This is a genomic window from Streptomyces sp. G7(2002) (assembly GCF_028870195.1).
GTDB lineage: Bacteria > Actinomycetota > Actinomycetes > Streptomycetales > Streptomycetaceae > Streptomyces > Streptomyces nigrescens.
In genome coordinates, this window is the sequence record NZ_CP102609.1 from 1,199,022 (window position 1) to 1,210,471 (window position 11,450).

Below are 11,450 nucleotides of genomic sequence, written 5' to 3' on the forward strand. Positions count from 1 at the left end.
CCCTCACTGTTGCGCACTGCACGACTGGTTGCGCGATGAGAGACATCGTGGAGACGCCGGATCGGCACCGTCAAGAGGTACGGGCCAGCTCTTGGTAAAGGACTCATGACGCACCCGGACACGGGGGCGGGGCCGGAACATCCGCTCCGGCCCCGCCCCCGCGCCCGCACCCGTCACCGGGTCAACAGGCGTACCCCATCCGCCGCGACAGCTCCTCGGCTGCGGCAACGGTGCCCTTGACGACCTCGGGCAGCCGCTCCTCGGCCAGCCGGTAGGCGGGCACCGACACACTGATCGCCCCGATCACCGCGCCGTCGTGCGCCCGCACCGGCGCCGCGACCGCGCGCAGCCCGAGCTCCAGCTCCTCGAACGCCACCGCGTAACCGCGCTCGACCACTTCGGCGAGCTCCCGGCGCAGCGCGGCGGCCGAGGTGACCGTCCGCTCGGTGAGCCGCGGCAACTTCCGTGCCAGCACGGCCTCCTGGACCGGTGCGGGCTGGAACGCGAGCAGCGCCTTGCCGCTGGAGGTGGCGTGCAGCGGTGTGCGCCGGCCGAGCCAGTTCTGCGCGGTGACCGACGCCGGGCCGCGCGCCTGCATGATGTTGACCGCGGCATCGCTCTCCAGCACCGCGATGTTGACCGTCTCCCCCATCTCCTCGGCCAGCTCCCGGCAGACCACCGCGCCTTCCTGCGAGATGTCCAGCCGTACGGCCGCCGCACCGGCCAGCCGCAGCACCCCGGCACCGAGGTAGTACTTGCCGCGCTCCTGCTCCTGCCCGACCAGCCCGCGGTTCTCCAGCACGCCCAGCAGCCGGAACGCGGTCGACTTGTGCACGCCCAGCTCATCGGCGACTTCGGTCACCCCGGCCTCGCCGTGCCGGGCCAGGATCTCCAGGACCGTCACGGCCCGGTCCACCGACTGCACACTGCCCGGCTGTTTCGGCGGCTTGTCCTCCGCCTGCCCCTCCACGATGTCCGTCATCTGTTGGATCTCACCACCTGGCACCCTGACCGAGGCCCGGGATTCGAAGGATCGGCATTTCCGGGGATCGCTTGACGCATCCGCTCCCCATCTGGATTCTGTTGCGCATAGCGCTTCATCGTGCGCACCGCGAAACTCGATGATACCGAACAGTAACAGGAGGACCCGTGATTCCTGTCTGCCATCTCGCCGATCTGCCCGCAGGCGAGTCCGTACGCATCGACACCGCACCTCCGATCGCCGTCTTCCACGCCGACGGGCAGCTGTACGCCATCGACGACACCTGCACCCACCAGGACGCCTCGCTCGCGGACGGCTGGCTGGAAGGGTGTCTGGTCGAATGCCCGCTGCACGCCGCTTCATTCGATCTCCGCACCGGAGCGCCGACCTGCCTGCCCGCCCGCCGGGCCGTGCGCACCCACCCCGTGACCGTCGAGGACGGCATGATCTACGTCCACCACCACGCCGCCGAGGAGGGCACCGCCGCATGAAGTCGGTCGCTGTCATCGGGGCCTCGCTGGCGGGCCTGTACGCCGCACGGGCCCTGCGCGCCCAAGGATTCGACGGCCGACTGGTGATCGTCGGGGAGGAACACCACCGCCCCTACGACCGGCCGCCGCTGTCCAAGGACTTCCTCACCGGCGCCACCGCTGACCAGGGTCAACTGGCCCTGGCCGACGCCGAGGAGATCGCCGAACTGGATGCCGAATGGCTGCTCGGCACCCGGGCCACCGGGCTCGACCTCCACGGGCGCACGGTGCTCCTCGACGGCGGCCGGTCCCTGACCACCGACGGTGTGGTCCTCGCCACCGGCGCCACCCCGCGCCGCCTCCCCGGCCCGGCACCCGCCGGAACCCACACCCTGCGCACCCTTGAGGACGCCCAGGCGCTCCGCGCGGAGCTGACCCGGGGCCCGGTCCGGGTCGTGGTGATCGGCGGGGGCTTCATCGGCGCCGAGGTCGCCTCGTCCTGCGCCCGCCTCGGCCATGACGTCACCGTGGTCGAGGCCGCCCCGCTCCCCCTCGTCCCCCAACTCGGCGACACCATGGCCGGGATCTGCTCCGCCCTCCACGCGGACCACGGTGTCACCCTGCTCACCGGAACCGGTGTCGCCCGCCTGCACGACGGCGGCGCGGGGAACCGCGTCACCGGGGTCGAGCTGGCCGACGGCCGGCTGCTCCCCGCCGAGGTGGTCGTCATCGGCATCGGGGTCCGCCCCAACACCGCCTGGCTGGAGGGCTCCGGACTCCCGCTCGACGACGGGGTGTGCTGCGACGCGGGCGGGGTCACCCCGCAGCCCCACATCGTGGCGGTCGGCGATGTCGCCAGGGTGGACGGCATCCGCGCCGAGCACTGGACCAGCGCCACCGAACAGGCCGCCGTCGCCGCACAGAACCTGCTCGCCGGCGGCACCGTCGCCACCCACCGGAGCCTGCCGTACTTCTGGTCCGACCAGTACGGCGTGCGCATCCAGTTCGCCGGCCGGCGACTGCCCACCGACACCCCGCGCATCGTCGAGGGCTCGCCCGACGACCGCAGCTTCCTCGCCTGCTACGAACGCGACGGGCGCACCACCGCCGTCCTGGCCCTCGACCGCCCCCGCCCCTTCATGCGCCTCCGCCGCGAACTCGCCCGCGCCACCCAGCCGGTCACCACCTGACCTCCCTACAGGAAGGCGCAACAGCGGGAACGGGAGCCGGATGACGACGGCGGAGTGGCGCCTGCGGAGTGACGAATGTGGCGCAGCAGACAGTGAGAAGCGGATGACGGCGCCGCTGTGCTGTGTTCGGAACAGCGGAACGTCTGCCGGCCGGCGGCGTTCCGCGACCGCGTTCTCTTCCTAGGAGACCCACACGTGACTCCCAGCGCCTCCGCCACCCGAGCGGCCCAGACACTCTCCCGTCCCTTCGCCCTGGGCGGCCTCACCGTGCCGAACCGGATAGCCATGGCGCCGATGACCCGCGAGTTCTCGCCGGGCGGTGTCCCGGGCGCCGATGTCGCGGACTATTACGCGCGCCGCGCCGCCGGCGGCGTCGGCCTGATCATCACGGAGGGGACCTACGTCCAGCACGCCGCCGCCGGAACCAGCGGCGCCGTGCCCCGCTTCCACGGTGAGGACGCGCTCGACGGCTGGGGGCGGGTCGTGGCGGCGGTCCATGCGGCGGGCGGGACGCTCATGCCGCAGCTGTGGCACGTCGGCATGGCCCGCCAGGCGGGCGCTCCGCCGTTCCCCGACGCCCCGCCGTCCGGCCCGTCCGGGATCGCCCTCGACGGCACACCCTCCGGGCACGCCATGACCCAGCGGGATCTCGACGATGTCATCGCGGCCTTCGCCGAGGCGGCGGCCACGGCCGAGCGGCTCGGCTTCGACGGCGTCGAACTGCACGGTGCACACGGCTACTTGATCGACCAGTTCCTGTGGTCGGGCACCAACCGGCGTACCGACGCCTACGGCGGCAGCCCCACCGCCCGTACACGCTTCGCCGCCGAGATCGTGGCGGCCTGCCGGGAAGCGGTCTCCCCGGACTTCCCGGTCCTCTTCAGGATGTCCCAGTGGAAGATGAACAACTACCAGGCCCGCCTGGCCGATTCGCCGGAGGAGCTCCAGGCGGTCGTGGCGCCGCTGACCGAGGCCGGCGTCACCGCGTTCCACTGCTCGACGCGCCGCTACTGGCTTCCCGAGTACGAGGACTCGGACCTCAACCTCGCGGGATGGGTCAAGAAGCTCTCCGGCCGGCCGACCATCACCGTGGGCTCCGTCGGACTCGACAACGAGTTCATCGGGACGTTCAAGGGCGAACAGGCGGGCGTCGCCGGCATCGACCGGCTGCTGGACAGGCTGGAGCGGGACGAGTTCGACCTCGTCGCCATCGGGCGGGCCCTGCTCGGCGACCCGGAGTGGGCCGCCAAGATCTTCGAGGGCCGCACCGACGCCCTCGTACCGTTCGACGCCTCGATGCTGCGGACGCTGAGCTGACACCGGACGCACCGGGCGCGGCCGTTCCGCTCCGCGCCCGGCGCCCGCACCGCTCCGCCGGGCGGCTCAGCTCTCCGCACCGTCGCGTGGCTCGATGCGGTAGGTGAACGCGGCGCCTCCGGGGTCGATGGCCGTCGCCCCACCGTCGACAGTGAGGACCGCGCCGTTGACGAAGGAAGCGGCGGGTGAGAGCAGCCAGCTGATCGCCTCCGCGACCTCCTGCGGCTGCCCGGCGCGGCCCACGGGGAGCAGCCGGGTGGCCTCCTCGTACGCGGCATCCACCCCGCCGTCCGCCAGCCCGGCCTCCTCGGCGAAGCGCGCCATCCGCCGGTCGGCCATCTCCGTACGCACCCAGCTGGGGCAGACGACATTGGCGCGCAGCCCGTCCCGCCCGTAGTCGACGGCGAGGGAGCGGCACAGCTGGAGCAGCGCCGCCTTGGAGGTCGCATAGGCGGCATTGCCGTCGCCGTTGCGCAGAGCCGAGACGGAGGCGACGGCGACCACCGCACCCCGTGCGGCCAACAGGTGGGGAAGGGCGGCGCGTTGGAGCAGGAACGGGCCGGTGACATTGGTGGTCATGACGGCCTCCCAGTCCTCGACGGACAGGTCGCCGACGGCACCGCTGCGGGCGATACCGGCGTTGAGAACCAGTCCGTCGAGCCTTCCGTAGGCGGATACGGCCGTCTCGACGAGGCCTTGCACCGCCTCGGGATCCGCGGCGTCCGAAGGATGGGCCAGCGCTCCGGTCTCCTCGGCCAGGCGGTGCAGCGGTTCGGGCCGGCGGCCGGAGATCACCACCTGGTGCCCGGCCGCCCGCAGCAGCCGGGCGGTGGCGGCGCCGATCCCCGTACCGCCGCCCGTCACAATGACAACTCGCTGTTCCGCCATGGTCGTTCCAGCCTCCGAGGATGGTCGCCTACCGACCTCGTGATCATACGGACGGCCCTCGCGAGCCGGGCGGACATTTCCGGCCCCTAACCGCACCCCGGCGGCCGGCGGTCAGCCCGCGTTCAGCTGGGCGGCCGCGGCGTCCACGGTCTGGGTGAGCAGGGTGGCGATGGTCATGGGGCCGACGCCGCCGGGGACCGGGGTGATCAGGGCGGCGCGGGTGCGCGCCGAGTCGAAGTCCACATCGCCGACGTTGCCCGGGTTGGAGCCGGCGTCTATCACGACGGCCCCGGGCTTGAGGTGCTCACCGCTCAGGAACCGGGGCCGGCCGACGGCCGCGATCAGGACATCGGCCTCCTTGGTGAGCGACGCCAGGTCGGTGGTGCGGGAGTGGCAGTAGGTGACGGTGGCATTGCGGCCGAGCAGCAGCATCCCCACCGGCTTGCCGAGGATCGCGCTGCGGCCGACCACGACGGCGTGCTTGCCGGCCAGGTCGACGTCATAGTGGTCCAGCAGCCGGAGGATGCCGCCGGGCGTGCAGGAGGCGAAGCCGTCCAGGCCGAAACTCATCGCGGCGAAGGAGTGGCAGGTGACGCCGTCGACGTCCTTCTCGGGGGCGATCGCCTCGAACGCGGCCCGCTCGTCGATGTGCGGGCCGGCCGGGTGCTGCAGCAGGATGCCGTGCACGGTGGGGTCGTTCGACAGCGCGGTGATCGTGTCGACCAGCTCCGCGGTCGTGGTGGCGGCGGGCAGTGCGACATGCCGGGAGAGAATTCCGGCCTTGGCGCACCGGTTGCGCTTCATGCGTACATACGTCACCGAGGCGGGGTCCTCGCCGACGAGAACGGTCGCCAGACACGGGGCCGTGCCGGTCCGTTCGGTGAGGTCGGCCGCGCGCCGGGCGGCCTGTTCGACCATGCTGCGGGCCAGTGCGCTGCCGTCCATGAGGCGGGCTTCCGGGGACATGGGCTGCTCCTGAGCGTCGTGTGGGATCGCCCAGGCGCGCGGCACGGACCGTGGATGGCCGAGCCGCTCCCCGGTGGTACTCCACCCAAGCGCCAGTCACGGCTCGGCGCCCACTGTAATCGACGTCTGATCGTCCGCCCAGGGGCGGCATCGGCCCCAGCCCCGGCTGCGGCGGCTACGGCAGGCGACGCCCTTCGACGGCCCGGATACCTCCGGCGCACGACGGCGCAGGCTCGTCACCCCCCTCCCTGACCGGGTGCGGAGAGAGGTGGTTGAGGGGCGGCGGTGGCCTCCCATTGGCTGAGGATGCCGTCCCAGTCGTGCTGGGCAGCGGTGATGGCGTTGGCATCCCAGGTGGGCTGGGTGGGCTGCTGATACTGCTGGTGTTCCTCGTACACCCGGTATTCCTGGTACTCCTGCGGGTCCGGGTAGTTCTGATACGGCTGCTGCTTCCAGGGCTCATGCTCGTAGTGCTCCCGTGGAGGCTGCTGTGGTCGCTCGCGCCAGGTCAGGTGGGGGGTCTCGGGCTGTGGGGAGGACGGGGGACTGACCATCCGGCGGTGCCGGCCCGTGCGGTCCGACGCCGGGGGCTGGACCGGGCGGCTCTCGGCGGACAGCTGTTGTGCGCGGGCCACCAGCAGCCGGACGTCGAGACCGAGTTCGGTGGCCAGGGCGGTGAGGTCAACTCCGTTGTGCCAGCTGCTCATCAGGACGGCGTCCAGCGCCGGTGCCCAGGCCGGCTCGGAGGGGGGCTGGGGCACGGCGACCGGGACTGCCTGCGGTGGGGCCGAGGGGCCCGGAGGGTGCACGGCGGCCCCTGGGGCGGCGGCCGTCTGCGCGGGCTGCGGTGCGGGGGCCTGCTGCGCGGGCTGCTGCGGTGCGGGGGGTTGCTCGCACGCGGGCTGTGCGAGCAGGCTCTTGGCGACCGCGCGGGCGTCTTCCTTGCCCACCGTGCGCCGGGCCAGCCGCACTTCGCGTTCGTCCAGGCCGAGCAGCTCCGCCACCACCGCGTCACTGCCCACGGTCACGGCGAAGGCGGCCAGGGTCCGCGAACGGCGGGCCTCGGCCTCGTCGAGGAGTCCCTGCGTCCGGCGGACCTCGTCATCGCTGCTGCAAAACGCTTGTGCGAGTACCGCGTGGCGCTCCCACAACTCCCTCGGTTCCATGACTGCGACAACGTTCCTTCGTCCGGATTGGACCGCTTCCCGGCTATAGATCACTGCATAAGGTGATATTCGATGGAGACCCGTCCCTGCCTGCCTGGCGGAAGTACGGACGGCTGCAAAAATACGCAGTGACCCCAGCGTCGAAGAATCGTTTCTACGGCCATGAGCGTCCCCTCTTCCGGCACCGTCGCAGGTCACGGACAGACGTCCCTCCCCCGCCCCGGGCAGATGCCGCGGTGGATCACCGCGGAGGTCATCAGGCAGACACCGGTGTACGCCGGGCTGGTGAAGCAGTGGACCGAGCGTGCCGCCACGGTGCCCGGGGTCGCCGATCCCGAGTGGCAGCGCCTGGTCTCCTACCGTGCCCTGATGGAGGAGACCGAGAGCGCCCTCACGGCCCTCCGGCCCCATCGCGCGCCCGACGTACTGCCGCCGAGAAAGCCGTCGGTCCCGTCGGCCCGGCCCGCCCGTCTGGACGCCGGAACCGGCTCCGCCGCGGCTGCCGGGCCGGCGGCACCCCGGCCGGAGTACCGTTGAGTTGTCGAGGATTTCCCGCTGTCCGGCGACTGCGCCGACAGCGGCTTTGACCAGCGACGGAGCCCGGGTGAGCGCAACGGATGACACGGACTTCAGCCCGATCGGGGTGATCGGGCGGGTGACCGTCTCGATCCCGACCGACGGCCCGGGTGAGGTGCTGCTGCCCGTACGCGGCGGCACCGAAGCCTTCGCCGCCTGGTCCCGCGAGCCCATCGCCCGGCACACGCAGGTCATCGTGGTGGAGCACACCTCGGCGCGGTCGGTGATCGTCGCGCCGCTGCCCGCGTGACCCGGCGGTCCCGCAGACCGGGCCCGCCGACCACGTGAGCACTCCCCTTTCCCGCGGCCGTCCCCGCGCCCCGGCCGAGGCCGGTCGCACCGGACCAGGAGCCTTCCGATGTTGTTCTGGCATGTTCCGGCGCCGAACGAGGCGCTGTTGATCTCCGGCTCGAAGCGCCGGGCCGGGGACGCCCAATTCCGTATCGTCACCGGCCATGGCTGCTGGGTCCTGCCCGTCAAACAGAAGGCGTCCGTGCTGTCGCTGTCGCTGCGGGAGGCGGAGATCTCCGAGGACTGCGTCACCCAGCAGGGCATCCGGCTCGGCGTCCGGGCGGTTGCCGTCTTCAAGGTCGGGGACGACCAGACGTCCATCGCCAACGCCGCGCGCCGGTTCCTCTCCGAGCAGGCCACCATGGAAGAGCTGGTGGGGCGGATCTTCGCCGGTCATCTGCGCTCGATCGTCGGCGGACTGACCGTCGAGCAGATCATCCGGGAGCGGGACCGGGTCGCCCAGGAGGTCAAGGACGGCAGCCACTCCGAGATGGAGAAGCTCGGCATCGTCGTCGACGCCCTGCAGATCCAGGAGATCGCCGACACCTCCGGCTACATCACCAATCTCGCCGCCCCGCACGCCGCCGCGGTCGCCAGCGCGGCCCGGATCGCGCAGGCCAAGGCCGACCAGGAGGCGACCGAACGGGAGCAGCAGGCGGCGGCGCTGAAGGCCGAGTACGAGCGGGACACCGCGATCAAGCGGGCCGGGTTCCTCGCCGAGACCGAGCAGTACAACGCCCGTGCCGCACAGGCCGGCCCGCTCTCGCAGGCCAGGGCCTCGCAGGAGGTCATCGAGGAGCAGACCGCGCTGGCCCAGCGGCAGGCCTCGCTCGCCGCCCAGCGGCTGGAGGGCGAGGTTCGCCGCCCCGCGGACGCCGAGGCCTACCGGCTGCGCACCCTGGCGGAGGCCCAGCGTGACCAGGTCCGGTACGAGGCGGACGCCCGCGCCTACACCGAGCGGACCGTCGCCCAGGCGCGCGCCGACGCCAACACGGCCCTCGCGGGCTCGCTGCGGGACGGCAACCAGGAGCTGATCGCCGCCAACCGCACCGTCGAGAACCTCCCCGCCCTCACCGAGGCCGCGGCCGAGGGCCTCGCCGGCGCCCGGCTGACCGTCCTCAACGGCACCGACGGGATGAACGAGATCGTCTCCGGCATCGTCGGCCAGGGGCTGGCCATTCTCGACAGCCTGAAGAAGGGGGCCGGCACGCCCGGCGCCACTCCCCCGCTGGCCGACGGCGCGGGATCACTGCCACGGAAGGTGACGAAGCTGAAGCAGGACGGCGCCGGGTCCGGTGCGTCCTGACCGGACATCCGTACGGGACCGGAACGGCGCGCCGGGCCGTGGCCGCCGGTCACACGTCGAGGACGGCGAGGTCGAGTCGCCGGAGACGGGCGGGGTCGGCGATCACTTCGTAGGCGGAGATCCTTTCGCCCTCGACGGTGACGGTGAGGGCGAGTAGCAGCCGGCCACGCGGGGCCACGACGATCCCCACGGTCCCGTTCACCAGCGCCGGCGCCGCGAAGCGTGCCTTCCGCCCGAAGACCAGGGTCCCCGCGGCCACCGAGTGCGCACCGCGGAGCTCCGTCGGCGCGCCCGGGGGCAGGGCAGCGGGGTCGGCCCGGCGCACGACGTCGGGGGCCAGCACCGCGAGCAGCGCGTCGAGGTCGCCGTCGCGCGAGGCGGCGAGGAAGGCGTCGACGGCCTTCCGCTGCCGGGCGAGATCGGCGGCGGGAACGGCGGGGGTGCCCTGGACCTTGTGACGTGCGCGGCTGGCGAGCTTCTTCGTGGTCACCGGCGAACGTTCCACGAGGGGAGCGATCCGGTCGAACGGCACGGCGAACATGTCGTGCAGGACGAAGGCGATCCGCTCGGCGGGAGCCAAGGTGTCCAGCACCACCAGCAGGGCCCGGCCGACCGAGTCGATCAGCAGCGCTTCGGGTTCCGGGCCGGTCCCGTCCTCGGCGTCCCGGGCCGGGTCGGGCGGTTGCTGTCCGACCGGTTCCTCCCGTCGTGCGGTGCGGGAGCGCAGGATGTCGAGGCAGAGCCGCGACACGACCGTCGTCAGCCAGCCGGGCAGGTTCTCGACGGTTCCGCTGTCGACACGGCTGAGCCGTAGCCAGGCTTCCTGCACGGCGTCGTCCGCATCGCTGAGGGAGCCCAGCATCCGGTAGGCGACCGCGCGCAAATGGCCGCGCTGTGCCTCGAACCGTTCCGCCAGCCGGTCCTGCTCGTCCATCGGTCACCTTTCCTCGTCCCGCTCCGTCACCTTGATGACGCGCACCACCGGGCCGAGGTGACCGGCGCCCGCCGTCCGGCCCGGATTCCGGGCCCGGCCACCGCCCCGGCCCGATGACCAGGAGGAACACACCATGAGCAGTACCCTGCCGACCACCGCCGACCAGCCGCTGCTGCGGCGCGCGGACCTCGGCGGCCTCTCCTTGCCCAACCGTGTGGTGATGGCCCCGCTCACCCGGGGCCGCGCGGCCAACGCCGCGCTCGTACCGACGGAGTTGCACGCCGCCTACTACGGCCAGCGGGCCACCGCCGGACTGATCATTACCGAGGGGACCTGGGTCAGCGAACGGGCGGTCGGCTTCGTCCACGTTCCCGGCATCTACCGCGAGGACCAGATCGCCGGGTGGCGGCGGGTCACCGATGTCGTGCACGCCCTCGGCGGCCGCATCGTGCTGCAGCTCTGGCACACCGGCGCCGCCTCGCACCCCGACCACCTGGGAGGAGAGCTGCCCGGCGGGCCGTCGGCGGTCAACCCCCGTACGAGGTCCTTCACCGCCGGCGGGTTCAAGGAGACGGTCACTCCCCGGGAGATGACCACCGCCGACATCGCGGCCACGGTCGCCGACTTCCGTGCCGCCGCGGAGAACGCCCGGCGCGCGGGGTTCGACGGGGTCGAGATCGGTGCCCTCGGCGCGTTTCTGATCGCGCAGTTCCTCAACCCACGGCTGAACCGCCGCACCGATGCCTACGGCGGTGACCGTACGGGCCGGCGGCGTCTGCTGCTGGACATCGTCGACGCGGTCGCCGAGCCGTGGCACGGCCGGTGCGTCGGCGTCCGCCTGGCGCCCTACTGGAACGAGGGGGAGCATTACCGGGCCGACGAGGAGACGCTCGCCGACCACGACGCACTGGTGACGGAGCTCAACGACCGTCCGGTCGCCTACCTGCACCTGCGGGGCCGGGACCGCACCGCGGCGGACGAGGCCCCCGACCTCGCGGCGCTCGCACGCTACCGGCGGCGGTTCGACGGCCCCCTGATCGCGAACAACGGCTTCGACCGTGAGTCGGGGAACGCCGTCCTCGACGCCGGGATCGCCGACGCCGTGTCCTTCGGCACGCACTTCATCGCCAACCCCGACCTCGTCACCCGGTTCGCCCTGCGGCAGGAGCCGGCCGTCGGTGACCCGGCCACGTACTACACCGGCGGGGCCGGGGGCTATGTCGACTACGCCTTGTCGGGGAGTGGCGCAGGGGCCGCGGACGCGCTCGTCCCCGGGGTATGAGCGGGACTTGGGCGGATCACCGCCGGCACGGGCCGCCGGACACACAAAGGTGCCCGGCGGCCCGTGCGGGCCCCGGTCAGGT

Annotated in this window: 12 protein-coding genes and 1 riboswitch; of the genes, 7 read left to right on the forward strand and 5 right to left on the reverse strand. The window is 72.5% G+C overall.

What is annotated here, in order from left to right; all coding sequences use genetic code 11:
* Positions 1-181: 181 nt before the first annotated feature.
* A complete protein-coding gene (locus NUT86_RS04595; protein ID WP_174857592.1) occupies positions 182-982 on the reverse strand; it encodes an IclR family transcriptional regulator in 801 nt (266 codons plus the stop codon).
* Between the two features lie 167 nt (positions 983-1,149).
* Between NUT86_RS04595 and NUT86_RS04600 the strand changes: the two genes are divergently transcribed.
* The 3 genes from NUT86_RS04600 (at position 1,150) to NUT86_RS04610 (ending at position 3,959) form a co-directional block, all read left to right on the forward strand.
* Entirely contained in the window at positions 1,150-1,473 is a 324-nt protein-coding gene (locus tag NUT86_RS04600) for a bifunctional 3-phenylpropionate/cinnamic acid dioxygenase ferredoxin subunit (protein WP_093638408.1), read from the forward strand.
* On the forward strand, positions 1,470-2,642 hold the full coding sequence (locus NUT86_RS04605) for an NAD(P)/FAD-dependent oxidoreductase (RefSeq protein ID WP_274733569.1): 1,173 nt from the start codon (positions 1,470-1,472) through the stop codon (positions 2,640-2,642). Before NUT86_RS04600 ends, NUT86_RS04605 begins: the two co-directional genes overlap by 4 nt.
* Before the next feature lie 195 nt (positions 2,643-2,837).
* A complete protein-coding gene (locus tag NUT86_RS04610; protein WP_274733571.1) occupies positions 2,838-3,959 on the forward strand; it encodes an NADH:flavin oxidoreductase in 1,122 nt (373 codons plus the stop codon).
* A 66-nt stretch (positions 3,960-4,025) separates the two neighbouring features.
* On the opposite strand, the gene NUT86_RS04615 is transcribed toward NUT86_RS04610, so the two are convergent.
* The 3 genes from NUT86_RS04615 to NUT86_RS04625 form a co-directional block, all read right to left on the reverse strand.
* Positions 4,026-4,847 carry an SDR family NAD(P)-dependent oxidoreductase gene (locus NUT86_RS04615; protein ID WP_274733573.1) on the reverse strand — a complete coding sequence of 274 codons (822 nt, stop codon included), beginning with the start codon at positions 4,845-4,847 and terminating at the stop codon, positions 4,026-4,028.
* A gap of 111 nt (positions 4,848-4,958) precedes the next feature.
* Positions 4,959-5,813, reverse strand: coding sequence for a bifunctional 5,10-methylenetetrahydrofolate dehydrogenase/5,10-methenyltetrahydrofolate cyclohydrolase (locus NUT86_RS04620; protein ID WP_274733575.1), 855 nt, complete (start codon positions 5,811-5,813; stop codon positions 4,959-4,961).
* Positions 5,814-5,834: 21 nt separating this feature from the next.
* Positions 5,835-5,923: riboswitch (ZMP/ZTP riboswitch) on the reverse strand.
* 126 nt (positions 5,924-6,049) lie between these two features.
* Positions 6,050-6,979 carry a hypothetical protein gene (locus NUT86_RS04625; protein ID WP_274733577.1) on the reverse strand — a complete coding sequence of 310 codons (930 nt, stop codon included), beginning with the start codon at positions 6,977-6,979 and terminating at the stop codon, positions 6,050-6,052.
* Between the two features lie 162 nt (positions 6,980-7,141).
* Here NUT86_RS04625 and NUT86_RS04630 point away from each other — a divergent pair, with 162 nt between their 5' ends.
* From NUT86_RS04630 to NUT86_RS04640, 3 genes are all read left to right on the forward strand, one after another.
* On the forward strand, positions 7,142-7,516 hold the full coding sequence (locus NUT86_RS04630) for a hypothetical protein (protein WP_274733579.1): 375 nt from the start codon (positions 7,142-7,144) through the stop codon (positions 7,514-7,516).
* Positions 7,517-7,583: 67 nt separating this feature from the next.
* Positions 7,584-7,805 (forward strand): hypothetical protein, encoded by a 222-nt coding sequence (locus tag NUT86_RS04635; RefSeq protein WP_086721449.1) that lies wholly within the window; start codon positions 7,584-7,586, stop codon positions 7,803-7,805.
* A gap of 108 nt (positions 7,806-7,913) precedes the next feature.
* The gene (locus tag NUT86_RS04640) at positions 7,914-9,152 is read left to right on the forward strand and encodes an SPFH domain-containing protein (protein WP_274733582.1); all 1,239 of its coding nucleotides are present in this window, start codon (positions 7,914-7,916) and stop codon (positions 9,150-9,152) included.
* A 49-nt stretch (positions 9,153-9,201) separates the two neighbouring features.
* On the opposite strand, the gene NUT86_RS04645 is transcribed toward NUT86_RS04640, so the two are convergent.
* A complete protein-coding gene (locus NUT86_RS04645; protein ID WP_274733583.1) occupies positions 9,202-10,086 on the reverse strand; it encodes a sigma-70 family RNA polymerase sigma factor in 885 nt (294 codons plus the stop codon).
* A gap of 133 nt (positions 10,087-10,219) precedes the next feature.
* On the opposite strand from NUT86_RS04645, the gene NUT86_RS04650 reads away from it, so the two are divergent.
* On the forward strand, positions 10,220-11,368 hold the full coding sequence (locus NUT86_RS04650; protein ID WP_274733584.1) for an alkene reductase: 1,149 nt from the start codon (positions 10,220-10,222) through the stop codon (positions 11,366-11,368).
* The last annotated feature ends 82 nt before the right edge of the window (positions 11,369-11,450 follow it).